The sequence below is a fragment of the Streptomyces sp. NPDC090032 genome (assembly GCF_044748025.1).
Lineage (GTDB): Bacteria > Actinomycetota > Actinomycetes > Streptomycetales > Streptomycetaceae > Streptomyces.
The window spans coordinates 1-24,761 of the sequence record NZ_JBIVFF010000028.1 but is presented as its reverse complement, the minus strand read 5'-3'; the positions used below and the strand labels follow the sequence as shown (position 1 = coordinate 24,761).

General features: G+C 67.4%; 26 protein-coding genes and 1 pseudogene. 17 read left to right on the top strand and 10 right to left on the bottom strand.

Annotated features, from left to right (window positions below; all coding sequences use genetic code 11):
- The first annotated feature begins 1,212 nt into the window (after window positions 1–1,212).
- The 4 genes from ACIPWY_RS39560 to ACIPWY_RS39545 all read left to right on the top strand — a co-directional run bounded on the left by ACIPWY_RS39560 (window position 1,213) and on the right by ACIPWY_RS39545 (window position 4,447).
- A complete protein-coding gene (locus ACIPWY_RS39560) occupies window positions 1,213–1,761 on the top strand; it encodes a recombinase family protein (RefSeq protein ID WP_393705592.1) in 549 nt (182 codons plus the stop codon).
- A gap of 903 nt (window positions 1,762–2,664) precedes the next feature.
- On the top strand, window positions 2,665–3,474 hold the full coding sequence (locus ACIPWY_RS39555) for a DUF4253 domain-containing protein (protein ID WP_393705593.1): 810 nt from the start codon (window positions 2,665–2,667) through the stop codon (window positions 3,472–3,474).
- A 174-nt stretch (window positions 3,475–3,648) separates the two neighbouring features.
- Window positions 3,649–3,936 carry a hypothetical protein gene (locus tag ACIPWY_RS39550; RefSeq protein WP_362910748.1) on the top strand — a complete coding sequence of 96 codons (288 nt, stop codon included), beginning with the start codon at window positions 3,649–3,651 and terminating at the stop codon, window positions 3,934–3,936.
- Window positions 3,937–3,946: 10 nt separating this feature from the next.
- Window positions 3,947–4,447, top strand: a complete 501-nt coding sequence (locus ACIPWY_RS39545) for a nuclear transport factor 2 family protein (protein WP_393705594.1) — start codon at window positions 3,947–3,949, stop codon at window positions 4,445–4,447.
- Window positions 4,448–4,568: 121 nt separating this feature from the next.
- On the opposite strand, the gene ACIPWY_RS39540 is transcribed toward ACIPWY_RS39545, so the two are convergent.
- Both ACIPWY_RS39540 and ACIPWY_RS39535 read right to left on the bottom strand, forming a co-directional pair.
- Window positions 4,569–5,216, bottom strand: coding sequence for a hypothetical protein (locus tag ACIPWY_RS39540; protein WP_393705595.1), 648 nt, complete (start codon window positions 5,214–5,216; stop codon window positions 4,569–4,571).
- A 184-nt stretch (window positions 5,217–5,400) separates the two neighbouring features.
- Window positions 5,401–5,739, bottom strand: coding sequence for a cupin domain-containing protein (locus ACIPWY_RS39535; protein WP_393705596.1), 339 nt, complete (start codon window positions 5,737–5,739; stop codon window positions 5,401–5,403).
- A 1,083-nt stretch (window positions 5,740–6,822) separates the two neighbouring features.
- On the opposite strand from ACIPWY_RS39535, the gene ACIPWY_RS39530 reads away from it, so the two are divergent.
- Window positions 6,823–7,854, top strand: coding sequence for a 7-epi-alpha-eudesmol synthase (locus tag ACIPWY_RS39530; RefSeq protein WP_362910740.1), 1,032 nt, complete (start codon window positions 6,823–6,825; stop codon window positions 7,852–7,854).
- 95 nt (window positions 7,855–7,949) lie between these two features.
- Window positions 7,950–8,303, top strand: a complete 354-nt coding sequence (locus ACIPWY_RS39525; protein ID WP_362910738.1) for a hypothetical protein — start codon at window positions 7,950–7,952, stop codon at window positions 8,301–8,303.
- Between the two features lie 172 nt (window positions 8,304–8,475).
- Here ACIPWY_RS39525 and ACIPWY_RS39520 read toward each other — a convergent pair whose 3' ends face one another.
- From ACIPWY_RS39520 to ACIPWY_RS39500, 5 genes are read right to left on the bottom strand one after another with little or no spacing between them, the layout of a single operon-like run.
- The gene (locus tag ACIPWY_RS39520) at window positions 8,476–9,741 is read right to left on the bottom strand and encodes a cytochrome P450 (protein ID WP_393705597.1); all 1,266 of its coding nucleotides are present in this window, start codon (window positions 9,739–9,741) and stop codon (window positions 8,476–8,478) included.
- Complete coding sequence (locus ACIPWY_RS39515) at window positions 9,738–10,298, bottom strand: ATP/GTP-binding protein (RefSeq protein WP_393705653.1); 561 nt, start codon at window positions 10,296–10,298, stop codon at window positions 9,738–9,740. Before ACIPWY_RS39515 ends, ACIPWY_RS39520 begins: the two co-directional genes overlap by 4 nt.
- A 46-nt stretch (window positions 10,299–10,344) precedes the next feature.
- On the bottom strand, window positions 10,345–10,713 hold the full coding sequence (locus ACIPWY_RS39510) for a DUF742 domain-containing protein (protein ID WP_362910732.1): 369 nt from the start codon (window positions 10,711–10,713) through the stop codon (window positions 10,345–10,347).
- Window positions 10,710–11,114 (bottom strand): roadblock/LC7 domain-containing protein, encoded by a 405-nt coding sequence (locus ACIPWY_RS39505; protein WP_100598713.1) that lies wholly within the window; start codon window positions 11,112–11,114, stop codon window positions 10,710–10,712. Before ACIPWY_RS39505 ends, ACIPWY_RS39510 begins: the two co-directional genes overlap by 4 nt.
- 5 nt (window positions 11,115–11,119) lie before the next feature.
- Window positions 11,120–12,679 (bottom strand): ATP-binding protein, encoded by a 1,560-nt coding sequence (locus tag ACIPWY_RS39500; protein WP_362910730.1) that lies wholly within the window; start codon window positions 12,677–12,679, stop codon window positions 11,120–11,122.
- A 458-nt stretch (window positions 12,680–13,137) separates the two neighbouring features.
- Between ACIPWY_RS39500 and ACIPWY_RS39495 the strand changes: the two genes are divergently transcribed.
- From ACIPWY_RS39495 to ACIPWY_RS39485, 3 genes and pseudogenes are all read left to right on the top strand, one after another.
- The gene (locus tag ACIPWY_RS39495) at window positions 13,138–14,556 is read left to right on the top strand and encodes a cytochrome P450 (protein WP_393705598.1); all 1,419 of its coding nucleotides are present in this window, start codon (window positions 13,138–13,140) and stop codon (window positions 14,554–14,556) included.
- 101 nt (window positions 14,557–14,657) lie between these two features.
- A pseudogene (locus ACIPWY_RS39490) lies at window positions 14,658–15,249 on the top strand (integrase core domain-containing protein).
- A 45-nt stretch (window positions 15,250–15,294) separates the two neighbouring features.
- Window positions 15,295–15,576, top strand: coding sequence for a hypothetical protein (locus ACIPWY_RS39485; protein WP_393705599.1), 282 nt, complete (start codon window positions 15,295–15,297; stop codon window positions 15,574–15,576).
- Window positions 15,577–16,054: 478 nt separating this feature from the next.
- Here the strand turns inward: ACIPWY_RS39485 and ACIPWY_RS39480 are convergent, their stop codons facing one another.
- Window positions 16,055–16,204 carry a hypothetical protein gene (locus ACIPWY_RS39480; RefSeq protein WP_362910778.1) on the bottom strand — a complete coding sequence of 50 codons (150 nt, stop codon included), beginning with the start codon at window positions 16,202–16,204 and terminating at the stop codon, window positions 16,055–16,057.
- Between the two features lie 545 nt (window positions 16,205–16,749).
- On the opposite strand from ACIPWY_RS39480, the gene ACIPWY_RS39475 reads away from it, so the two are divergent.
- The 3 genes from ACIPWY_RS39475 to ACIPWY_RS39465 all read left to right on the top strand — a co-directional run bounded on the left by ACIPWY_RS39475 (window position 16,750) and on the right by ACIPWY_RS39465 (window position 18,072).
- Window positions 16,750–17,187, top strand: a complete 438-nt coding sequence (locus ACIPWY_RS39475; RefSeq protein WP_393705600.1) for an SSI family serine proteinase inhibitor — start codon at window positions 16,750–16,752, stop codon at window positions 17,185–17,187.
- A gap of 432 nt (window positions 17,188–17,619) precedes the next feature.
- A complete protein-coding gene (locus tag ACIPWY_RS39470; RefSeq protein WP_393705601.1) occupies window positions 17,620–17,874 on the top strand; it encodes a hypothetical protein in 255 nt (84 codons plus the stop codon).
- Window positions 17,875–17,916: 42 nt separating this feature from the next.
- Window positions 17,917–18,072 (top strand): hypothetical protein, encoded by a 156-nt coding sequence (locus tag ACIPWY_RS39465; protein WP_362910720.1) that lies wholly within the window; start codon window positions 17,917–17,919, stop codon window positions 18,070–18,072.
- 182 nt (window positions 18,073–18,254) lie between these two features.
- Here the strand turns inward: ACIPWY_RS39465 and ACIPWY_RS39460 are convergent, their stop codons facing one another.
- The gene (locus tag ACIPWY_RS39460; RefSeq protein WP_362910718.1) at window positions 18,255–18,512 is read right to left on the bottom strand and encodes a hypothetical protein; all 258 of its coding nucleotides are present in this window, start codon (window positions 18,510–18,512) and stop codon (window positions 18,255–18,257) included.
- Window positions 18,513–19,125: 613 nt separating this feature from the next.
- On the opposite strand from ACIPWY_RS39460, the gene ACIPWY_RS39455 reads away from it, so the two are divergent.
- Window positions 19,126–20,775, top strand: a complete 1,650-nt coding sequence (locus ACIPWY_RS39455; protein ID WP_362910716.1) for an acyltransferase — start codon at window positions 19,126–19,128, stop codon at window positions 20,773–20,775.
- A complete protein-coding gene (locus ACIPWY_RS39450) occupies window positions 20,775–21,374 on the top strand; it encodes a hypothetical protein (protein ID WP_362910714.1) in 600 nt (199 codons plus the stop codon). Before ACIPWY_RS39455 ends, ACIPWY_RS39450 begins: the two co-directional genes overlap by 1 nt.
- Window positions 21,375–21,461: 87 nt before the next feature.
- Here ACIPWY_RS39450 and ACIPWY_RS39445 read toward each other — a convergent pair whose 3' ends face one another.
- Window positions 21,462–21,641 (bottom strand): hypothetical protein, encoded by a 180-nt coding sequence (locus ACIPWY_RS39445; RefSeq protein WP_362910712.1) that lies wholly within the window; start codon window positions 21,639–21,641, stop codon window positions 21,462–21,464.
- Between the two features lie 155 nt (window positions 21,642–21,796).
- On the opposite strand from ACIPWY_RS39445, the gene ACIPWY_RS39440 reads away from it, so the two are divergent.
- From ACIPWY_RS39440 to ACIPWY_RS39430, 3 genes are all read left to right on the top strand, one after another.
- The gene (locus ACIPWY_RS39440) at window positions 21,797–21,979 is read left to right on the top strand and encodes a DUF1778 domain-containing protein (RefSeq protein ID WP_401536988.1); all 183 of its coding nucleotides are present in this window, start codon (window positions 21,797–21,799) and stop codon (window positions 21,977–21,979) included.
- A complete protein-coding gene (locus ACIPWY_RS39435; protein ID WP_362910708.1) occupies window positions 21,976–22,284 on the top strand; it encodes a hypothetical protein in 309 nt (102 codons plus the stop codon). The genes ACIPWY_RS39440 and ACIPWY_RS39435 overlap by 4 nt, the downstream gene beginning before the upstream one ends.
- 606 nt (window positions 22,285–22,890) lie before the next feature.
- Window positions 22,891–23,997 carry a hypothetical protein gene (locus tag ACIPWY_RS39430; RefSeq protein WP_401536986.1) on the top strand — a complete coding sequence of 369 codons (1,107 nt, stop codon included), beginning with the start codon at window positions 22,891–22,893 and terminating at the stop codon, window positions 23,995–23,997.
- The last annotated feature ends 764 nt before the right edge of the window (window positions 23,998–24,761 follow it).

Below are 24,761 nucleotides of genomic sequence, written 5' to 3'. Positions count from 1 at the left end.
GCTGTCGCTCCGCCGGCGCCGGCTTCGAGTTAGGCACTCGGCCGCACCGGCCGGCTTCTTGGGCGTGCACCGGAGGGTGTTCTGCCCTTGCGCGGGGCCGGGTCGTGCAGTGGTGGACAGCGCCCGGGCGGGGTGCAGCGCCGCCAGGAGGGCCGGACGCACCGATGGCACGGCGCGGGATCGTCAACCGGCCGCCAGGGGCCCTTTCCGGACCGTCGCGTTCATAGCAGCCGTGGCCTGAAAGCAGACGCCGAAGCCCGTCACACCTCTTGGGCTTCTGCGCGCGCCGAAGGGGCGCTCGAAGCAGGTGAACATGGTTGCGCCCGCCCGCCTGCGCCGCGCCCGTGAGTGCTTCGGCCCCTCCCCGCAGCGATCGGAAGAAGCGGGTGTCCGGTCGCTCGGAAAGGACGCTCGGCGTAGAGGTCCGCCTCTGCCGCGCCCTTGCCCTTTGCTCCTTGGCATCGCATAACGTGAGGAATGATGTGGGAAGTATGAAAGAGGCGTGGCGCAGCCCGCAACGCCGCCTTGCACTCGGCGCGGCGCTGACCGTCATGCTCGTCGCGCAGACAGCCGTCCTCGTCGCCCACCAGCAGCAGATCGGCGAACTCCAAGCACGGCGCATCGCCCTCCAGGGGAACAGTATCCGGCAGGGTCTGCCCGGCCCGCCTGGCCCCTCCGGCCCTTCCGGCCCGCCTGGCCCAACCGGCCCGACCGGCGTGCCGGGGCGGCACGGACACAACGGCTATCACGGCGTACCGGGGCACGACGGAAGGACAGGACGGCATGGCAGGAACGGCGTGGTGATCTACATCGGGCCGTGCCGCCATACGGCCGCCTGTACCCGGTGCTTTTCAAAGCTGTCACCGGTCAAGACGCGTTCCTCTCATCAGCCGCCCAGGTCAGCCCGGGGTCCGCGAGCTGCTGGAGTCTGCCGGCGGTGAGTCCGGCGCGCCGGGTTTTGGTGTTGGGCAGCCGCACTCCGAGCCCGACCTCGGTCCCGTCTTCCAGCTGTTCTCTGTGCCCCCTGTGTGGAGTGCCGTTGTGATGCCGGCAGGGGGTCTGATGCAGGGGTGGGTGACAGGTTCGGCCATGCGGCCCGTAGGGCCGGTGTGGTCATGACGGTTTCGTATTCGACGGGGGCCAGCCGACCGAGCGCGGTCTGTCGGCGGCGTCGGCGGTAGGTCCGTTCGACCCCGGACCTGATCGCCATCGTTGCGGGGGTTCCGTCAGCGCGGGATCGGCTTCCAGCCGCTGCACGAGCCCCTCGACACCACCACGCCCGGCGGCCGCCTGATCTTCCACGTGTTCGCCGCGCTCGCGGAGTTCATCCGCGAACTGATCGTGCAGGGCACCCACGAAGGCCTGGCCGCCGCGCGGGCTCGGGGCGAACGGATCGGCCGGCCGCCCGCCATGACGGAGGAACAGGTCCGTCACGCCCGCGGCCTGCCGGCCGACCCGGAGAACACCATCACCTTGACCGCCAGGCTGCTGGGCGTCTCCCGCACCACGCTCTACACATACGTGCCAGAGCTGGCGGCCGACGGGATTCCCTCGTCGCTGAGGGCCGTTCCACGCTGCCTGCTCCCCGCTCATGAATCCGACCCCCAGTACATGTCCTCCAGCATGTCCTCGTCCAGGAAACGGTTCCACATTTCCTGGTCAGCGGCCTTCCACCCTCGAGACGGCCCGGGCAACAGTTCGTTCCGAAGGTTGGCTCCTAGGCAGGAAAGAGCGTCCCGGTACGCGACTGATGCCATGTGATCGGGGTTGTTCAGGCGCGAGTTTCTCAAGATCTCTTCGTCGCCCCCGTGGATCAACATCTCAAGGGAGCTAGAGAGACGTAGGCGCAGGCTTCTGTCACGGATGACTTGGATCGCAACCTCCGCCTCGTCCAGCGCTGAACGGAAGTAGTCAGTCCATCGCTCGAACCCCTCTGGGACGGGGGCCACTCGGACATTCTGCTGCTTGTAGACCAGGTGCATTTTCTGGAAGCTGGTGGCAATAACGCCGGTGGCTTCTCGCTCCTCGGTCCGTCTCCGGCCGCCTTGGTGTCAGACAGCACCCGCCAGGCAACGATCGAGCTGAAGGTGCCCCCGAGCATCGCGCCTACGCCTCCCAGGACTGCCGATAGCCAAACCGGGCTACTCCCTGCGGCGGCATGTGGCTGCTGCGCTGCAACAAAGATCCACTCCACTGAACGCTTCCTTCCCCCATACGCAGACCTGGTCAGGGGAAGATAGCGCGTGGCTCAGTCGCTCGGGCCGTGGCAGCTGACCAGCTGTTCCGGGGGCCGATCTGACGGTGTGTGGTGCTCGGAGCGCCGCCCGCGCAGCGTAGGCCAGCGCGCATCCCCGGCTCGAGCGCCGCAGGCCGGCGGCGCGGAGTATCCCGTGGCGGTCGCTCTCGCCGAGGCCGTGCCGACGCTGCCCCGCGGCAAGGGCTGGTGGTACGAGATCAAGTTCGACGGTTCTCCAGACACTTGCAGTCGTCTCAGCCGAGACGCTGCGCAAGCCAGATCTTCGTCGAACGAACGGAAGTCCGCAGCAAGTCGCACCTCGGTGCCCGGCCGGGGGACTGAGGGCCGCGCCGGCTAATCGCTAAGTCCCTTTCGGCCCTGGCCGCTTCACCGTGTTCAGTGTCAGACCCCGGACCTAGGATCCGCTCGTGAACCTCGAATCCCATCTACCCGACCGCATAGCCCTCCCGGCCGGCCGCATGACCGCCTCGGACGAAGGCAACGGCGGCGTGCAGCCGCTATGGCTGAGCAATGCCCCGGCCTCGATCGAATTGTGGTCACAACTGCGTGCCGAACATGCCACCTCTGGGCTCTGGCCACTTCTGCTCGACGCCCTGGACCTGCAGGATGCGGACTTCCGTCCCTGGGGCTGCGGCGATCTGCGGCCCGAGCGCATGTCCTGCCCGGCAGAGCACGACCCTGCGGCCCTGCTCGCCCGCTGGTGGCAGGAATACACCGTCACTGACGAAGACGACGACCAGCTCACTGCCGACGAACGCCTCGCCGTCACCGCCCCCTTCGGCCGGACCTGGCCCGGTCCCGCGCCTACGCCCGCGCCCTTGACGCATCCTGATGAATCCGCTGAGCAGTACGCGCGAGTCTTCTTGGACCGCAATCCGCACGCTCGACTCGGACTCGTCGCAGCATCTCGCGGTGCCGACGCCCTTGCCACAGTCGGCTGGGAGGGACCTGTCAACTACGACAACGACACCGCTACCTTTGCCGCCGTGGTCCGCGATTGGGAAGTCCGCTTTGGCGCACGCGTCGTCGCCGTCGGATTCAGCACCCTCCACCTCAGCATCGCCACACCGCCAGTCCGAGCCGAGGACGCCCTGGCCGTTGCCGCCGAACACTTCGCCTTCTGTCCCGACAACATTTGGCAGGGCTCATACCCGGACCTGGCCTCATACGCAGACGACCTCATCGATCTCAACTGCTGGGAGTTCTGGTGGGACTGAACCCGACAGAAACAGTGCGGGAGAGATGACCATGCCCGGGCTCCAGCTGGCGACTAGTTGCCTCATGAGACACATCGAATTCTGGAGAACGGCGGGCACCGCACCGTCCTGTGGCGTGACGCCGAGACCGTCCGGCTACAGGCCCGGTCCGGTCGGACGGTCATCTCGGCGTGGATGGATCTGGCCGTGGCCGGCATGGATTGGCTGCGCCCCGGTACGGTCCTCGACGCCGAGGCGGCGATCTGCACGGAGAACCGCGTCAACTTCAGCGCTGCGCAGTCCCGCGCGAACTCAGGCCCGGCCTGTGCGAGGGAGCTCGCTGCGCTCCTCTCTGCTTCCTGCACGGTGTTCGATGGGCAGGCGTGCGGCACCCCGGGCAGAGATCGCATCCTGTCCGTGGCGGTGTTCGTTGGCCGGCCGGGGCTGATCAGCGAGAAGCCCGTCGGCGGGACGGTTCTTTGAAGGGGACATCGTGAACCAAGCGGACATGGTCGCGTTGTGGGAGCAGCACACGGCGTACGAGTTCGTCGTCAAGGATGCCGACCTGGCGGTGTCCACGATGGTGGAAGATGCCAGCGTGATGCATCTGCCGACGATGAGCGGTGGTTTCGGCAAGAACTACCTGCGGGGTTACTACCGCGACATCTTCATTCCCGGCATTCCGCAGAACACCACCGCTGAGACGGTGGATCGGTCGGTGGGCGGCGACTTCCTCGTCGAGGAGACGATCATGCGGATGCTGCACGACCAGGAGATCCCGTTCCTGCTGCCCGGACTCGCCCCGACTGGACGGGCCGTCGAAGTGCCGCTGGTCGTGGTGGTGAAATTCCGTGACGGCCTGATGGAGAGCGAACGGATCCACTGGGACCAGGCCGCGGTGTTGACCCAGGTCGGTCTGCTCGCCGCCGAAGGCCTGCCCATGGCCGACTTCACCGAGGCCGCCCGGTTCCTGCGGGACAAGGCCACGACCTGACCACACAGCGGAATCGCTCCAGAGCACCCGAACCAGCGACAGCCGGCAGCCAGGAGTCAACGGGGGAGTCTGCACAGATCGACGCGGGATCCCCACATGTCAGGCCCCGCGTTCGGGCAGGTCATCGAATTGAGTCGGTGACCCGACGTTGCAGGGTCGGGGAGCCGGCCGACGCAGGCGGGTCTGAGGGGAGGTCAGCGGCGGTGCGGCAGTGGGGGATGGTGCGGGCGGTGGGGAGAGCGTCGCGCAGGGTTTCGTTGTCGGCGCTCAGGCGCTGGATGACTGCGATCGCGACCTTCAGCTGTGCGGCGAGGTCGCGTTTGTCGCGCTGTAGTCGCGCGTTGTCGGTCTTCTGCCGGCTGCAGGCGTCCGCGCCGACCGCGCTGCCCGTCGGTGCAGCGATGGACAACTCGGCGCATACGTCGGGGAAGTTGCGGCGGAAGGCCGTGCCGACGGGGCCGAGGCGAGTGGCGAGGAGCAACACGCTCGGAGTCCGGCCGGACTCCGCGGTGAGTGTGTCGATGGCGGGCTGGACGTCGGCGCGGCCTACAGGGGGCGCTGGTGGGCAGTCACGGGGCGGCTTGTCGGTGAGGAGGAAGGCGTGGGTCTTGTCGCGGCGGCGTTCCAGGTCGGCGTGGACCGGCGGCGCCAGGGCGGGGCGGGCGTGGATTGGGGCGTCGAGGCGTTCGGCCTCGTCGGCGAGGGCGGAGGCGTTGGTGGTGGTCAGCGCGACGTTGCGGCATTCCAGCGGGCGACAGCCGAGCGGCACCGGAAGGATGCGGCCGCTGTCCGTAGCGGTGCGGGGGCGGCACAGCGCCTTGTCAAGCCGAGCAGGCAGCGCAGAAGGCCGGCAGTCGGCTCTCCTGCCCCGCACCTGACCCCGGCAAGCCGTGCCGACCGACCAAGGGGGCAAGCCCAAGGCGGCCCTGGGCAAGCCTCAACGGCGACGCGGGCTACGGCCGGTAGCGGATCTCCAACATCACGCAGCCTCCGGTGGTGCGGTACGGGCCGTGTTCCATACCCGGGGGCCGGGAGGCGAAGTCTCCGGCGCAGAAGGCCTGATCCAGGGTCAGGTCGTGCAGGTCGCCTTCGAGCAGGTAGACCTCCTCGACCCACTCGTGCCGGATCACGCCGGAGAGTGAGGTGTCGAGGCCGGGCTCCCAGCGCACCAGCCGGGTCAGCACCTGCGGGTCAGCCTCGTCCCTGCTCAGAATCCTCTCGACGGTCCCGGGCTGCGGCCCGGTGCGCCACTGCATCGCGTCTGGTGAAAAGAATTCCTGCTCGTTCTTCATGACAGTGACCTCTGCAGGCAGTGAGGAGTATGGAGCCGGGCTTGGCCGGAGCCCGCTGGAGATGTGACGTACGGGGTCGGAGGCAACATTGGCGTGCGGCGGTCCCACCTAGGTGTCCCCGGCCGTACCAGTACGCCGCGAGGCCGTCGCATCCGATGCCAACGTGTACGAGGCTGGCCAGCTTTCATCTTCATGACGGCCGACTGGTACTCCAGCCGTATATGTGATCTTGACGGTTATGGCTGCGGCGTGCGCCAGCTGGGGTGAGTCGGCTTCAGGCGGACCAGCGCCGTGAGTGCGGTCGTGGGCAGGCCGAATATCCCATGAATGCCGTGGGCCCGTTCTTCGGCGGGCGACGGTCGTTCCGTTCACGTGCCGTAGCGCCACGCGTCGACCGTCGCGGCAGCCCAGGCCTTGAGGCGTTGCGTGAACTCCCATGGGGGGAATGTCCCGTCGACGGCGACGTCTTGGATCGTGACGCAGAAACGGGATCGCGGCGCGTTGCGGTGCGGCAAGGCCGCGTCCCGGACCACTCGTGAACAAAGCCGGCCGGCTTTGTACGCGAGAACCGTTCTCGCGTACAAGGCCCTTGGGGAAGATCCGAGCGGCGGGTGCTGACATCGACTTGGCCGCCCGACGCCCCGGGCACGACGGCCGTCTCGCTACCACTTCGCGCCACCGCACCGCTGCGCTCCCGAACCACCACTGGCGGCAACTGCGCCCGCATCGCGCAGCCGCGCGGCCAAAAGGCGTGCGGTTTCGAGCCACGCGCCGGCCGCGGCGGGAGTCGGCCGCGTGCACGGGCGTGCCGGGATGGAGTCCCGGTTTCGCGGGCCAGTGCGTCAACGTGCCACCAGGTGTCAGCCCCGGCCCCATCAGCGGCGATACGAGTTGCGGCGAATCACACCTGCATCACGCGTTGCAGACGTCACACCATAGATCGTTTAGGCTCTGGGCAGTCTCGAAGCGCACTTGAGTCGTCAACTATCGGCTCAGATCGACCAGTTCGAGTCAAAGGGCGACGACAACGATCGCCTGTTCGCAGGGGCGGGGGCCTGTGATTCGTCTCCAGAGAGGACGCGCATGCCGCAGGACGTCAGGTTCGAGCTCCCCTTCAAGACCCCGGTCAGCGAGCACATGGAATTCGCCCGGGAGCGGCATCTGCGCTGGGTATGGGACATGGGGCTGGTGCGCAGTCAGGCGGGGTTCGAGGAGTACCAGTCCTGGGACCTCCCCCAGGCTGCTGCGCGCACCTACCCGCATGCCTCGCCGGACGACATGGTCGTCCTGATGAACTGGTTCTCGCTGGCCTTCCTGTTCGACGACCAGTTTGACGCAGGGAGGCCGGATCGTGCGGACCGCATAGCTGAGGTGGCGCGTGAACTGATCGCGACTCCGCTGCGCCCCGCTGGGACTGTTCCTCGTGTGGTGTGCCCCATCACCGTTGCCTGGGCCGAGGTCTGGTCTCGGCTCTCGGATGGCATGTCCCTGACTTGGAGGACGCGTTTCGCCGCTTCCTGGGGACGCTTCTTGGTGGCACACACCGAGGAGGTCGACCTGGCAGCCCGGGGCCTGGCGGGCAAACTCGGCGTTGAGGAGTACGCGGAGTTCCGGCGCCGTACGGTGGGCATCCACCACAGCATCGACGCTGGTGAGCGCAGCCGTGGCTTCGAGGTGCCGCCGCAGGTCCAGGCCCATCCGCTCATGGTCCGGATGCGTGATCTCGCCGCGGACACCATCGGGTTCATGAACGACATCCACTCCTTTGAACGCGAGCGGCGTCGAGGAGACGGTCACAACCTGATAGCCGTGCTGCACCGCGAACGCGGCTGCAGCTGGGAAGAGGCCGCCGCAGAGGCGTTCCGGATGACCACCGACTGTCTGGACGAGTACCTCGAACTCGAGGGCGGTGTTGCGCAGATGTGCGACGAACTCGGTCTCACGGCCGAGCAGCGTGAACACGTCGAGATGGGCGTGGAGGCCATCCAGCACTGGATCAACGGAAACTACGAGTGGGCCCTTATCTCAGGCCGATACACCGCCTCGAAGGAAGGGCCGGCCGCCCTTGCCGAACTGTCGGGCAAGGGATCGCTGGACGATCTCCTCGCGGTGTGACACATCGCTTCTGCCCGGCTGGGGGATCCCGCCGGGCAGAAGCGCTGCACTGAGCTCGGCGACCGGCGCCGCGCCTCTTTGAGAGCATCTCGGGCATGGATGAGATCACCGGGGTTCTGAGGCGGGAGTTCGATGCGGCGGAGGGGAGCTTCCTGCTGCAGCTGCGTGGTGATCTGAAGTGGGATCGGTCTGCCTTCACCTGCTTGGAACGGGCGATGCGGGCCGCGTGTGAGCAATCCCAGTCCGAGGAGAGGCTCGATCGCTGGGTCGCTGAGGGGTTCTATGAGGTCGCAACCTGGGTTCCGCTGTGGACGTCACACCCGAACTTCCCACGGCCGACACCCGATGCCTACTTCGAGGACTGCATCGAGCGAATCAGGGATCTTGCCAACTGGTTCTTCCGGGGCCGGCACGAATACTGCGAGGGACATGCCTGGACCGACCTGTGAAGACGCCTGAGAGCGTGGTGAGGCTCCGACGTTGCGGTCCGCGTTCGTTGGGGCTGCGAGCGGGTCCGGCAGCCGGTCGCTGGGGCCATTGGGGGAGATGACGTCGTGGTGGGGCCCGTTCACTTGTACGCCGATATTGGGGGAGCCACGTGCGGTTGTGGCTCCCCTTCGCTCACACTGCGGTGGTCTGCGCCGCGAACTTCACTGGCAGGGAGTCGAGTCGTGCCTCCCAGGTGGAGGCTGTCGAGGTGAGTTCATCGGCTGGCACGGCCAGGTGCAGGTCCGGCAGCCGGTGCAGGAGGACGTCGACGGCGGTCTCGATGATGGCCTGGCCGATGTTCTGGCCAGGGCACTCGTGTGCGCCGCCGCTGAACGCCAGGTGCGACTGGTTGCCCTGGAGTGCGACGCCGGCGTCGGGGCGGATCTCGGGGTCGAGGTTCCCTGCGGTGAGCCCGAGCACCAGGAGGTCGCCCTCTTTGAGGTTTTGGCCGCCGAGTTCCAGGTCAGTGGTGGCGAAACGTCCTGGCAGGACAGCCAGCGGCGGCGTGTTCCACATGACCTCCTCGACGACCGTAGAGACGCTGAGCTGTCCGCTCATGAGGCCGGCGAGACGGGACGCTTCGGTGAGGATGAGCTGGAGCACCCGGGCCAGCAAATTGCTGGTGGTGGTGTGTGCGGTGATCAGTACCAGGCGCAGGTGGCTGAGGATCTCGTCCTCGTCGAGGTCCGCGCCGTGCTCAAGAAGCCCTGTCGTGAAATCGGCGCCGGGCTCCTCACGCTTGCGTGTGGCGAGGTCTGCGAGGATCTCCATGATGCGGTCGTTGTGGGCGACGGCGTCTTCGCCCTTGATGAGGGCCGCGCAGGAGACGGCGAGGTTGCGTCCCTGGGCCGCGGGGAGTCCGAAGAGCCGGGTCAGGACGAGCATCGGCAGGTACTCGGCGTAGTCGCTCACGAGGTCGGCGCTGCCGGTTTCAGCGACGGCGTCGATCTGCTTGTTGGCGAAGTGTTCGACATGGCGTCGGATGCCGCGCCCGGCGACATTGTTCAGGCCGTCGGTCACCGCACCGCGCAGTCTGCGGTGCGGCTCGCCGTCCTGCGATACGCAGTCGGGGCGCCAGCCGAGCATGGGGATGAGCGGTGAGGTGGCTTCGATCCGGCCGTCGTTCCAGTCTCGCCAGATCCGCGAGTCGCGGCTGAACTGGCGGGGGTTGTCCAGCACGCGCCGGTTCTCCCGGTACCCGAGGACGAGCCAGGCGGGGATGTCGCCGTCCAGAAGGACCGGCGCAACCGCCCCGTGCTCCTTGCGCAGGCGCGCGTAGATGCCGTGCGGGTCGAGCGCCGCTTCCGGGCCGTACAGCCGCATGAGGTCGCCCCCGTCGCCATGCGCGACGGGGCATCCGCGAGGGCTGTCAGTGCCGTTCAAGGGCTGATTGTTCATCGGGACTCCAGAGCGACGGCAGAACGTTCCGCAGCGACCGCGGTCCGTTCCTTGAGGTGACGCATCAGAGCGATCAGGACGTCACGACTGGATTCGCGCTTGCGTGCGTCGCATTCCACGACCGGGGTGTGGTCGGGGATGTCCAGCGCGTCGCGGATCTCTTCGACCGGGTGCTCCTTGGAGTCGGGGAAGCGGTTCAGCGCGATGACGAAGGGGACGTCCTGGCGTTCCATCTCCTCGATGGCGCGGAAGCTGGAGGCCAGCCGCCGGGTGTCTACCAGGACCACAGCGCCGAGGGCGCCTTTGAACAGGCCGTTCCACAGGAACCAGAACCGCTCCTGGCCGGGCGTCCCGAAGAGATAGAGGACAAGTTCGTCGTTGATTCCGATCTTGCCGAAGTCCAGGCTGACGGTGGTCTCCGCCTTGTCCGCCACACCGATCAGGTTGTCGACGCCGGCGCTGGCCTGGGTCAGTGCCGCCTCCGTGGTGAGCGGCGTGATGTCGCTGACCGAGCGCACCAGCGTGGTCTTGCCAGTGCCGAAGCCACCGGCGATCATCACCTTCACCGAGCGGGTGCCTCCGCTCTGCTGCCGGTCGGGATAGTCAAAGCTTTTGGAGTGCACTCAGAACCTCCTCGAGGAGCTCAAGGTCCGGCCCGCTTCCGGTGCTTGAGGCCGGGATGGGGTTACGGGCTTCAACGCGGCCTGCGTCCAGGAGATCGGCCAGGAGCACCGCGACAATGTGGAAGGGCAGGCCGAGATGGGCGCCGATCTCGGCTACGGCCAGCGGATCGCGGCAGCGCCGGATGATCTCCTCGTGCTCGTGCTGCATCCCGGGTACGGGCGCGGTGCGGGAGACGATGAGGGTCGCCACGTCAAGGCTTGAGGCCGGGCCGTCCGGTCCGCTGCGGCCGCCCGTGAGGACGTAGTAGCGCTCGAGACCGGACGGGTCCGTGGACCGGGAGGCACTCATCCAGAATTCTCGTCCAGCCGCGGAGTTGTGCCCAGGAGCTCGCCCATCCTGTGAGCACAGTCCATCATCTGGTGGCCGAGAACACCCTGGTCGAGGCCTTCCTTGGCGAGCACTCCCAGGTAGGTCTCCACGCCGGCTCGCACCACGAAGAGGTGACCTCCGTCGACCTCGATCATCGCGAGCCGTAGCTGGCCCTTCTTGGGGAACTGCTGGGCCACCGGCTGGGCGAGTGCCTGCAGGCCCGCGACGACGGCGGCGAAACGGTCCACGTCATCAGGATCCTCGGCACCGAAGGATGTGATGGCAGTGCCGTCACTGGATGCCACCAGAGCGAACCGGATCTCCGGGATGCTCTCCGTCAGGTCACGCAGCGCCCAGCTCACGTCGGTTGATTGAGTCATAGGGACTAGTCGCTCTCTTCAGTGTCACGTCCGGCGCTCTCGCCGCCGCCAGCTGCGTCGCGGTCCGCGTTCCTCTCGAGCGGCGGCCCGCTCTGCCGACCCGCGGTCGCGAAGGCGGTGAGGCCGTCGAAGGACGCCACCGACGGCACATCCGCCACGGCCTCTTCGGTGTGCACGGCGTGCCCGATCAGCTCTGCCTTGGCGCTGCGCAGGCCCTTGCGCCGGGGCAGGCCGCCGGGGGTGGTGTCTGTGGCCTCGGGGGCAGGGACCGGGGCGGGTTCGGCACTCGGCTCTGCCACTGCGGCCGCCGCAACGGGCTTGGGCGCGGCAGCGGGAAGGGCGCTGAAGTATTTGTGGGGGACAAGAATGACCACCGAGGTGCCTCCCCAGGGGGAGTCGGTGAAGGTGACCCGGATGCCGTAGCGGCGCGCGAGGATGCCCACCACGCGCAGGCCCAGGTTCGCATTCTCGGAGATCCCGCCGAGGCCGGGGCCCGTTGCGGTGCCCGCGAGGGCCTGTTCGGCTTCGCGTTGCTTCTCCTCGCTCAGGCCCTTGCCCGCGTCCTGGATCTGGATGCCGACGCCGGCGGGGACCTGCCTGCCGGATACCTGCACCGGCTCGGACGGCGGCGAGTAACGGGCCGCGTTGTCCAGGACGTGGGCGAAGATCAGCGTGAGGTGGTCCACCAGCCCGCCATCGACGCCGAGCTCGGGCAGGGCGTCGACCCTGACACGGTCGAAGTCCTTGATCCGGCCCTGGCCGCCTCGGACCACGCTGAGGAGCTTTTGCGGCTCCTGCCATTGCCGTCCGGGACGGACGGAGCCACCGAGCACGGCGACACTGGCCGCGAGGCCGTCGGCGGGTCCCAGACGCTGATCCAGCTCCATGAGGCCCTTGGCAACCGCCGGCCTTTGTCCGTGTTCCGTCTGCAGTTCGTGCAGGCGGCCGCGCACGCCGCTGATCAGGGCCTGGAGGCGGCTGGCGATGCTGACGACGGAGTGCTCAGCTGAGGTCGCGCGGTCGAGCTGTTCCTCCACGGCGATCAGAGCGGCGCGCAGAAACTTGCGCACCTCGGCCCGCAGTTCGGGCGTAGCGGCCGGCTCGTCGACTTCGGCCAGGACGTCGTCGATGGCGTCACCGGCCCGCAGACGCTCAAGCGCGCTCGGCAGATGCGCGTCGGCAAGCCGCGCGAAGAGGGCCAGCTGCCTCTCGGCTTCAGCACCCAGCCTCGCTTCATGGACCTGCGCCTCTTCAGCGAGCTGGGCCTCCAGGGCGGAGCGCTCAACGGCGAACTCCTGCCTCAGGCCCGCCAGATGTTCTTCCCACTTCTGCTGGTGCTCGGCGTGCTGTTCCTGGTGGTGCTTGGCCTGCTGCTGGAGCTCGGCCCGTGCGTTGATGGCGTCAGCCGTGCTTCGGCCTAGCTCGGCCCGTGCGTTGATGGCGTCAGCGGTGCTTCGGCGCAGCTGGGCCTGGGCTCGTATAAGGAGCCATACGCAGGCGGAGCTGGCCGCGGTGGCCGCGACACCGGCGAACGTCGCGGGTATCTGGACTTGGTCGGGTCCCACGACAGCGGTGAAGACCGTTCCAGCGCCTAAGGCCGATGGCATCAGCCACCAGCTCTTCCAGGCGCCGGGTACCTGAGCCACCGGGGGCGGAGTGGCTTGTTCCATCTGGATCCTTCGCAAGCAACACGATCGGACAGGGGCGGGTGCGGGCGCCGCATGCGTCGGGGAACGCAGCATGAGGCAGTCGAGTGAGGTGTCGTCAACTCGCAGCGCCGCAGCGGAGCTTATCGGTTGTGCGATCGAAAGGATCAACTCCCCTACCCGTACTGACCGGTATTCGATCATGTTCGGACAAGAGTGCTCGCATCGACAAATCCCCTCGCTGGGCAATGCAGTTGCCGAGGGGGTTCGGCGGCTGAGCGGTCGGCTGTGATCAGACCGGTGGGGTGAGCAGCGACCAGCAGGGGCATGCATGCCACGCTCGACCCCACTCGGAATGATCTCGAGGAGACGTACGCATGAGTCCCCTGTCGGGTTCCCCCACCGCGGCACCCACCGCGCCCGGCCGCTTGCCCCTGATCGGACACGCCCACCAGCTGGCCCGCCGTCCGCTGGACTTCATGGATTCCCTGCGCCGGCAGGGAAGCGTCGTGCGGATCCTCCTGGGACCCACCCCCGCCTACGTGGTCACAGATCCCTCCGTCACCCGCCAGGTGCTGGTGACGGACGTCGACGCCTTCGCCAAGGGCGGAAAGATCATCGACGCCCTGCGGGTCTTCTTCGGCGACGGGCTCGCCACGATCGCCGACGGCGACCTCCACATGAAGCACCGGCGCCTGATGCAGCCCATGTTCAACAAGGCGCACATAGCCACCCGCGGTGACGTCATGATCGACCACGTGCGAGCGGCGACCGGCACCTGGACGCCGGGGGTCGCGCGAGAGACGTACGACGACATGAACGACATAGCCCTCTCGACGTTCCTGGTCGCCCTGTTCGGCTCCGGTCTGCCCGCCCATGTCGAGGAAGAGTTCACGGGCCTGATGCCGGCGATTATGCGCGGCACGATCCGGCAGACGATCCTGCCGGGCTGGGTGGCGAAACTGCCGTTGCCGGCGAACCGCGCGCACGAGCGGCGAGTGGCGCGCCTGCGGGCGTTGATAGACCAGGCGATCGACCATCACCGCGTGCAGCTGGCCGCCTCTGCATCTGCCGTCTCCGAGGCACCGGCCGGCTGCCCGGCGCAGCAGCCGGCCGGACAGGCCCCCGGGGGCGGGCTGTTCTCCACTCTGCTCACCGCCGACGATCCCGAGACCGGTCCGCTCTCGCACCAGCAGCTCCAGGACGAGGCGATCACTCTGCTGACCGGGGCCATCGAGACCACGGGCACGACCCTGGCATGGGCGCTGTACGAGATCAGCAGGAACCCGACGGTCGAGAAGCGCGTGTACGCGGAGCTCAACGCGGCCTGCAGCGACCGGCCGCTCACCCATCAGGATCTGGCCTCGCTCCCGTACATGCGCAGTGTTCTGCGGGAGACCATGCGTATGTACGGGCCCGCGTGGCTGGTCACGCGGACCACCACGCGCCCGGTCACGCTGGACGGTCACCCGATACCCAAGGGCGCGGACGTCATCTACAGCCCGTACGTCCATCAGCACGACCCTAAGGTCTACGGCGACCCGGGCACCTTCGACCCTGACCGCTGGGAACCCGAGCGGGCCAAGGGCGTTAACCGTTCCTCGTTCCTTGCTTTCGGCGACGGCCGCCGCAAATGCATCGGCGAAGAGTTCGCCTGGACAGAACTCCTCATCATCCTCGCCACGGTGCTCCAGTGCTGGCGGCTGACGCTCACCTCGGCTCCCCCGCGCCCCCAGGCCATCGTGACAGTCAAGCCGGACAAGCTGTCGATGACGCCTAACCCGCGTACGGCCTAGGTGTATTGAGCATGAGCGTTGTTGACACGCGTGGGCATTGAAGAAGGCGAAGGCCTCCGTGTGTGGTGGAGGTGTCGAATCTGCACCGCACGGAGGCCTTCATGTCCCACCGTAACGCCCGTCTGACCCTTCACGGCAGGCGGATCCTGGTCGACCGAGTCTGCTCCGGACGGCCAATTGCGCACGTCGCAAAGGAAATGGGCATCTCCCGCCCCACCGCCTACAAGTGTCTGCGACGCTGGCGAGCGGAGGGAGAGCCCGGGCTATACGACCGCTCCAGCCGCCCCTACGCGACACCGCTGCGGACCCCGCCGGCACGCGAGGAGGAGGTCTGCGCACTGCGCCGCAGCCACAAGCTCGGTCCCGCCCGGATCGGCCCGATCCTGGGCATGCCGGCCTCGACGGTGCACCGTGTCCTGGTGCGGCACGGTCTGAACCGCCTGGCGTTCATGGACCGGCCCACCGGACAGGTCATCCGCCCCTACCGACCACAGACCAACGGCAAGGTCGAACGCTTCAACCGCACCCTGCTCGATGAATGGGCTTACCTCCGTCCTTACACCAGCAACAGCGAACGAAGCGCAGCCCTGACAGACTTCCTCGACACCTACAACCACCACCGATGCCACACCGCACTCGCAGGCAAGCCCCCCCATCAGCCGCGCAAACAACGCTTCAGGGCAATACACCTAGCTGCGACGGTGGCATCGCAGCCCCACACGGTGCCACCAGCGGGCGGTGGCAGAAGACGAGGACTGCTATGTCCGCATCTCCCGCAGGAAGCCCCAGCGCCTGACCGAGCAACCCCGGGCGCGCGTCGAGGAGTCGGCGCTCCAGGCCCTGCGCGAGGGCCTCCCGCCGGCGCTAGACGCAGCGACCGCGCCCCCGCGGGACGCCAACCTTCCCGAGGCCGTTCCGCCCGCGCTGCTGGCCATGGTCCACGAGCACTTCCGCCACGCGAACCGGCATTGGAACCGTGCCTCTCCAGGCCGGTCGCCAGTACGACGGCTGGCACAGTGAGTGGCAGCGCCTGGCCTTGTATGCGTTGACCGATGCCTTACGTACAACTACCTCGCGGTCGGGCACCATCGTCGCCTACCTGCAACAGCACGGCATTGAGGAGGACTTGTTGCGCCGGCATACCCAAGGGGTGCCGCCGGACCGCTACGTCACGCGGCACGCCCTTGACCACTGGTCCCCTGCAGGCTGGAGGGCTGGTCTCCTCGACGTGCAGCGGATGCATGACGCCTTGCGTGCGTTCTTCACCCGGGAGGGTGGTGCGCAGGCGTGGGGGAGCAGTCGGCTGGCAGGGGACGTATCGTCGCTTTGAGTCTGGCCCGAGCGAGGGGCCGGTTCCGGGCGTCTTTTCCGGCCTGCGGACGTTGCCGGGGAACCTTCTTCGCGACGACTCCCTTTTCTTGTTCGATCTCGAATCAACAACACCGCGTTGTTCAGAGCCCGGTCGGGGGCCACCGAAAGGACACGCGGTGTTGCTGCATCACATCGCCTCCGCACGCATCGACTTCACACCAAGGAGTCCCTCGAGGGCGCCCGCGCCCGTGTCGGAGAGCTCACCGACTTCTCCCGGCTGCTGCCCGCTGCTGACTCCATGCAGGCGCTGCTGGAGGCACTGGCCCGTTCCTGCCACCGGACACCCCCAGGTTCTCTTCCAGCTCCACCCCGGTCCCACCATCCGGCAGGCCCTCCAGAGCCGTGCCGTTGCCCACGACGACGATGCGGGCGGCCGGTTCGTCCTGCTTGGCCAACCGACCCCAACAGGGCCAGCAGCTCAGGCATCCGGCCGCCCATGGTCAGACGGCGACACCCACACGCGGCCGGGTCACGACCACCACATCCTCACGGCCGGCGATCAGGTGAACGGCGAGCGTACTCCAACCAAACCGAACCGCCGCCCCAGCGAGAAAGGCCCTGGCTTCCGGCCATTCTGTGCGGTGCGACGACCATGGCCACCTGGCCTTTCACCTCCTCGAGACTAGTCAGATTCACACTTATTCGAACTGATTGGAAATCTTCACGAGGCACCACAGCCCCCATGACCTGCACGCATGGCATTCACTCCATGCGCACAGGTCGGGCACGTCTCAAACACGGTCAGTCAAGTGGCCTTGCCCCGTTGCTTAGGCGAAGCTGCTCCCGGCCCACAAGGCCCCCGACCCTCCTGAAGGAGCCCTCATGCGCACGAACATGCGCTTCGCCGCCACCGCAGCCACCGCCACCGCCCTGATCGGCGGAGCACTCATCGCGACCTCGGTCACCGCCACCGCGGCGCCCGCCAGTCTGTACGCACCCTCGGCACTGGTCCTGACCGTCTCCCAGCCCGGCGGATCGACCGACACCGCAGCTCGTGCCGTCACACTGAGCTGCATGCCCGGCGCGAGCGGCACCCATCCCAACCCCGCCGCGGCCTGCGCCGACCTGCGCGCCGCCGACGGCCGGCCTGATTCCCTGCTGTCCGCCACGCCCGGCCAGGCCTGCACGAGACTGTGGTCCCCCATCACCGTCACGGTCGACGGCGTCTGGCAGGGCACCCGCTCCTCCTGGAAACACACCTTTGCGAACTCCTGCGAAATGAACAACACCGTCGGGCAGAGCAGCCTCCTCAACTTCTGACCTCAGCGGCACCCCTGGGGGCCGGGCAAACGGCCCCCAAGGACGGACGCCGCCGGGACGTGCCCCGTGGGCGCAGATCCCCGTGGATGAGTAGCCGTTGCCTGCCACGCACCAGGTTCCCCGCGTGGCAGGCAACGGCATATCCACGGCACAGCCGGACGCACGGGTCGAACGGGGCAACCGGACGCGGCAGGCGGTGCTGAGCCCAACAGCCGAGATCGTGTCCGTGGAGGGGCTGCAGGCGCTGCCTCGGGCGGAGCTCGAGGTGCCGTCCCTCGTCCAGCAGCTCTCCGGCCACCGAGACCTCGCTGGGCTCCGCACGCGGGGAACCGGCGTTACGGGTCGAGCGTCCGGCGCGGGAAGCGACCGAGCAACACCCTTGAGGCGCTGCCCATCCAAGTTCCGGCCCCTGGCGGCCTGTCCGAACCGCAAGTGCGCGGCAGGGCCTGCGTGTGGTGCGCCGTCGCCCTCAGCAACTCCACCGCTATCGATCTCGGGGCGCGGGAGACGGACGCCCACGGCACCGCGGCCCGCTGGTTTCCTCGCGGCTGCCGCCCCTGCGCGATGCGCCACGCCTGTCCCGTGCAGCTCGACCACACGCAGACCTGCGAGCAGTGCACCGACGCCCCGGCTCTGTGCGCCCACGGCACGTGGCTGCGCCTCGTGATGCGGCAGGCACGGCGGTGAGCGCCCAGCGCAAGACGGTGCAGGAGCACGTGGAGATTCCCGGTGTCTGCTTCATCCGGCAGCCCGAGGGCGCTGCGCTGCACCCTGCCGGCCGGCCACTACGGCGAGCACCGGCGTTTCTACAGCGGCGAGCTCCGCGACGGGGTGCGCGCCGGGACGAGCTGGCCGCGCCGGGCCGGTGAGAAGCAGGCCGAGTGAGATCTCCCGACGCCGAGTGCTGGGAGGTGACCGGCGGCGGGGCGGGGCGGCTGCTCGGTGGTGAGCAGCGGGGGCGGCCGCCCTGCACGATGCCGTAAACGGCGTCTGCACCCGGCATCTGAGCCCTCTGTCCGGTGCGCCCCGTGGAATCGTGCCCATCGACCGCCGGTTGCTCGGGGCATTCAGTGATGCCGGTCCAGCACGGAGATGGGCTCGCCTTCGCCTGCTGGATGGACCTCGAGGTTGTGCGCGGAGTTGATGAGAGCCCGTCGGCCTGGATAGGTGCGTTCGGCGCAGGTCTTGTCGCGCTCGTCGAAGGTGCCGGTGAAGTAGAGGATCCCGTCGATCAACTCGCTGTTGTGGGCGCCCGTAGGCCAGCGGGCGAGCAGGGCCTGGACGGTCATGGGCTCCGTGGCCGGCGGAAGGTCGGGACCGGGCATGGGGGTCTCCTCGTCTACGGCCGGGCCGGTAGCGGGGCGGGGCTGTCAGCGCTGATGCAGCTCGGTGACGTACTTATGGGTGGCGCGCCTCGGTCCAGTGCAATGCCGTAGCCGGCCGGCTCCTTGATCAGTGCTCGGCAATGGCGTTGAGGCTGCGACTGTCGTCCAACTTGATCCGCTCGCGGTACAGCACCGTGAGCGCTGCCTTCTTCGAGGTGCAGGTACGCAGCTCAGCCGCAAGATCGATACGCTTTCCTCGGACCGCATGCCCGCCGCACCCGACTGCCGTAGCCGGGCCAACACGCCGTACACCACAGCCGGATCCACGCCCACGCTCAAGGCGGTCTGGCCTACCCGCAGACACCCCCCCGCACGCTGACTCTCGATCTCAACGGCCAAGACCTCGTCCACGCTCTCTTTGAGTATCACGACAGCCCGAACTGCCTCATCACTCACAGGCACGCCCGACTAACGCCCGGGCCACATGGCAGTCACGCCCGCTGGCCGTCTCGGGGCGCTTCGTTGTGTCCTGCCGTGGGGGCAGCCGCTCCACGAAGGGGAGATCTACCATTCCTTATGCGGAAATCGCATGGAGAATGCTAGTCTGTTATGTATGACGCTGGGTACGGAAGATCTGTTGAGGCTCACGGTGACGGCGCTCATGAGCCGGACCGGTGAGCGGCAGGGTGATCTCGCGGCGGCACTCGGGCAGGCGCAGGCACAGGTGTCGCGCAAGCAGAACGGCAAGCAGCACTGGACTCTGGAGGACGTCGACCGCCTGGCGGCGCATTACGGGCTGGGGGTGCTGGACCTGCTGGCCGGCCCCACCCATGCCGTGACGGCTCTGGCTTCCAGCCGGCACGCTGGCGGCGTACAGGCCTCTCTCCCGCTCGCTGCGCCCCTCGCGGCTGCCGCTCAAGCGGTTGTTGTGTCGGTGCCGCGCAGCGAGGTACTGGGCGGCCCGTGTGTGCTGTGCGGGCAGACGGCCACGGATGAAGTGGAAGGCATCTGGCAGCACTTGACGAGCGAGGAGTGCGCCGAGGCCCTGGACGAGGCCGCACCGCTCGACGACAACCTCGACCAGACCCACGCGCCCGAGGCCGCCGCCGGGCCCTCAGTTCCCGCCCCGGCGGCACCCGAAGACGCCCAACAGACGCCCGAGACACCCGAGTCGGAGCCCGTCACTGTCACCGCGGCCCCCGCCTCTGTCCCGGCCGAGGAGCCCACCGTGGCCCCTGCCGACACCGAGGCCTCCGGCCCGGTGCCGGCAGCGGCGGACCAGGCGCCAGCCGCGAGCCGGACGCCCGGCTACGCCTCGGAAACACTCGTCGACCAGATCCACGCCCGCGCGCGCGACGTCCTGGCCTGGTCTCACGGCGACATGGAGGCGGCACAGACCGCGCTCATCAAAACCGCGATCCCCGACGTCATGGCGCTCTTCGAGCGCTCCCGGGTCGGTGGCCGTTACGCACACTCGAAATTCCCGCCCACCGATGACATCCTTCGGAAGAAGGCACAGAAGGGTGCGGACGAAATTTGGGAGGGCCGCCCGAAGTGGCGGAACAAAACCGCTTTCGATCTGGCAAAGAAGGGCGAGCAGATCGAGGTAACCGCCCTGGACATGAATGCGGCCTACCTGTCCGCCTTCAAGTGCTGGCTCCCGGTCGGGAAACTCGTGGAAGACACCACGGGCGTCCATGACCCGAAGCGGTCCGGCGTCTACCAGATCACCCCGCCGGTGTGGGAGCACACGGACCTGCCCAACCCGCTCGGGGCCCGCAAGGAGCCCGGCCCGGTCTGGGTCCCGGACTCCATGGTCCGCCTCCTGCTCGACTGTGCGAAATGGAACCTTTGCAAGGCGCCCGAGATTCACCGGGCGATGCTGTCCGGCGCCACGGAAAACCTCCTGGAAAAGCTGCGCAGGGCACTCGCGGAAACCCGAGGGACCGCTATCACGGACAACGACGAAATCGTCGTGGAATACGTGAAGGCCATGTATTCTAAATTCGTGTCCACGATCGGCGAATCCAGCGCCAACACGGATATCCGCCGCCCGGACTGGATGCACATTATCCGGTCGAAAGCGTTCACGAACCTGTGGCGCAAGGCCTACAAAGCGCGAAACTCGGGCCTGACCGTGATCGAGATTTCCGGCACCGACGAACTACATGTTGCCGGGAACTGGCGGCCCATTTTCCCGGAGGGCCGCGCACTGAACCATGTCAAGGCGAAGAACACCTACACGCTCGGGGGTAACCGGTAATGGCGGGATCGCCTGGACTGTGGGCCGAATGGGGCGAGTGGCAGAAATACAACGCGCGCGGACTCAAGGGCGGCCAGGCCCTCATTCTGGAACTGAACCGAATCGTCTACCAGTCCGGCATTTCCTCGCCGATCGGCACGAAGCGCGGACAGAACGCCCGGATGCGCTACCTCGACAGCAAGGCCGGCCGCGACGCCCTGCGCGCACAGGGCGTCAGCGACCGCGCCATGAAGGCATGGTTCAAGGGCAAGTCCCGCCCCTCCAAGGCCAACCTGGACCGCCTCGATGCCGCGTACTGGATGCGCCGCCGCGAAAACCTGATCCGCTCCGGCTGGCTCAAGCGCCACCTCGACAACAACGGCCGGGGCCGGAACGTCGAGATCTACCCCGTGGATCAGAGCGCCGTCACCCTCGGGCGCGAGCGCCCGAACCTGACGGACCGCTCGATCACCGTCCGCTACGTGTGGGCCGACTTGGTCGACGCCTGGGCCGCCCAGAACGAGAACGCGCTCGATGAGATCTGGGACGACATCATCACCGACCTCGACAGCGACTACGCCGCGTACGCGTATGTGTCCGCCGTCGGCATCAGCGCCTGAACACCCTTGGCTGACACGTCGGCCCGCATCGCCCGGCCATTCCAAAATTTTGGAACGGGTGATCACTGCCCGCACTGCGGGCAGTGATCACCCGTGGCGGCCCCGGGTCTGAACCACCAGGCCCCGCCCCCTCAGCCGCCGCAGGTGAAACGCGACGCTCGATGAACTGGTCAGCCCCACGGCCGCGCCCAGCTCCCGCACCGACGGCGCCTCGCCGTGCTCCGCGATCCACTCACGCGCGCACCGGACGATGTGCGGTACTGCCATTCGGTCAGGGCGTACGAGGCGCCTGTTGCTCATACCTTTGAGCAGAGCACGCGTTCGATTTTTTGGGCGTGCCCCAGGCCGAACCCTGATCGTTGCTGACATCACCTGTCGCCACCACTTTGTGGTGGCTACCTTGGTGTCATGTCGATTCCCCCATGACACTCCGCGTCCCTGACGAGATCGCGCCCTCGATCAGGCAGGCGGCGAAGGCGGCCAACCTGAGCGTCAACGCCTACATCGTCCGCGCCGCCCGCCGCGCCGCGACCCTCGACGCCGGCCACCAGCTCGCCGAGCTCGGCCTCGGCCAGGACCTGGCGGGCGAGGGCGACACCCTGTGACACGAGAGATCAAGCGCGGCGACGTCTGGACCCTGCCCGACGACCGTCACGTCCTAGTGGTCTCCCTCTCCGGCCTCGACGAGGCGTACGGCGCCGTCCTCGCGATCGTGCTGCACCCCGTCGGCCGCTACCCCGACACCGCCATGTCCGTCGGCATCGACACCCCGATCCCCGCCACCGCCGTCGCCGTCAACCCCCAGCAACTACGCGCCCACCGCTTCACCGAGGCGACCCACCGCGGCACCGTCGAACCCGCCACCATGGCCCGCGTCGCCCAAGCCCTACGCGCCGTCCTCGACCTCTGACCAGCAGCCGTTCTATACACCCCGAAAGACGGCGTAGCTCCACCTCCAGGAGAGGACGGGCGAAGCGTCCTTCCTAGGCCGCCTAGACGACAGTCGCCTACCACCTGGCACGTCCGGGCGTCCCGGTCACACTGCTCGAACAAGGACCTGCACCGCCCACCGATGTCACAGGAGAACTCCTGCGCCTGGATCAGCAACTCGTGAAGCGATCGACCCAGAGGCTTCGTTCACGAGAATCGGTTCTGGCTCAACCTCTGTGGTGCCGCCCAGATGCTCGATGGATCAGGTCGGCGCTTTGCGGGGGACCAGCAGGTCAGAGTGTTCGCCCGATGCGGTCACGAACGCGCACAGCACAGCTCCACAAAAGTTGAGCCAGACCCCGAGAATCGGCAGCAGATGCTCACCACTTCGAAAGGCGCCACAGCACCCCGGGCATTCGAACACTGAGTGAGCCGCTTGCCATAGTCAGAGGCAGCGGCTGGCACTGGCCCGCACCGCGTTGATCCCCCACGCCGATAGCAGGTGCGTGCCCGCAACGGATGAGAAACATGTTGGCCAGCTGCCAGCAAGCTGAGACGATGCGCCTGTTTCTCAGACGGAGGACATTTGTTCGTTTTCGTGTGTGCGGGATGCGGCGCCGAGTTGACTACCCCGCTGTCCCAGGTCTCACTACCAGCCCACGCCCGTCAGAACTACGGGAACGGAGCCCAGCTTCCGGTACTCATGAAGTCCGGGACGTTTGCCGTGGACCCGGACCCCTGGGGAGGGCCATGGCGAATGTGGGACGAGATCGATCCAGGCGAGGCACAGGCACGCGGCATCTACGCACCGGTTTACGCTCTATCCGACAGCACGCCCGGGGCGAGTGTCATCGCGCCCGGTGACATCCGCAGAACCCGACTGATTCCTGACAAGCGCGGCGCTGCCTGCTGCGGCCTCGACGGAGCCGACGGGCCCAACATGGCCTGCGAGGAATGCGACCTCCCCGTGGCGACCAGAATCGACGACTGCTCACTCTGGCAGGCAGTACGGCTCAACTCAGACGCCGTACACCGCATCCCCGTCGACGGCATCCACGCTGCGCCCCTCTCCTGGGCAGAGCTGACAGAGAAAGAGGAGAAAACGCCCCCGTTCGAGCCGATTGCCACATGGGGAGCACGGTTGGGACCGAACCACTACTGGTCATGGAGCCCGCAGTGGGAAGCAGCAGCCGGCCAGGCACTCGCCCACCTGCTGATTGCCTCCCAAGGGCAACCAGTGAAGGTCCCAGGCGGTCTGACCGCAGACGTCTTCCAACGCGCGCTCGACACCCTGCTGCCCGCAGGCCCCCCGAAACGGCGCGCCGACCTGGCAGGACCGGGACGGCCCTCCCCAGACTCAGACGTCGACATCCTCCTCGTACCGATCCATCCCCAGACAGACCAGACCTGGACCCCCACCAGCCCGACTGCGGCGACCTACCTCGTGCCTCTGCCACTGGGGGTGTGGCTATGGCTGGCCTCTCCCCAGCCCTACTTGCCGATCCCCGCATCAGGCCGCATACCCCAAGACGTCCTCCGCGACGACCCACTCCCACCGCTCCCCAACTACCTGTTCCGGGCCGACCGGGAAACGTTCCACCACACCTTGGTCCGACTACCAGCCGTGCGCAGCCCATGGCTGCGCACCATCCTCGAGAACCTCACGCAGGGCACCTCGGCCAACCTCTTCTAGCCGTCCGGGCAACCGAACAGCGCCACACTCTCGTGCCTCCCGTTCCCGGACTGGGACAGGCCGCGGCCCCGACCGAAGCCGACCGTCTCGTATCCGATCCCGTAGGAGGGGCCACTGAGCGCGGCACCCCACAACGTGAGAGGGTCGCACACATTTCGCGTGCTGGGCCTTTTGCGTTTTGTGCATGTGGGTGGTTATGCGGGTTTGGTATCGACTCAGGGCTCGGGCTTTTTTCTGTTTCTGCATCGGGGTGATGTTGAGGATTCCGCATCGGGCCCGCATCCCCTCCTTTCTTGTTGGTGCGTCTTTTCGTTTTAGGATTCGTCGAGTTGGTTTAGGGAGCAGAATTCCTCTCGATATGGACTTTATATTTTTCTCCTGTGGTGTAGACCAGTTGTAAGGCCTGATGGTGAGTCAGATTGCTGGGAGTGATGGACGGTCAGGGGTGTAGTTCGGCTTGACACTGAGTCAGTTCCAGATGACCCTGTAGTTGCAAGAGAGCGAGACCAGGTGACCGGAGGCCCGCAGGGCCCCACTACCGAGATTCAGCGGCTAATTAGCCTCTCTAGCAGGCAAAATGAGTGCCCGTCAGATGACATGCGGAGGAGCCAGTTACGACAGCCCGGCCGCTGACCCGGTACAACCAAGACCGCCCCGCAGTCACCGCAGGTGACTGCCAGCAGGGAGCACTCTGCCTGGCGCCGCGCAGCGGCGCGGTCCCCTTGGGAGTGACGCAGTCACTCCGCGTCATGTCTCCGCAGGAG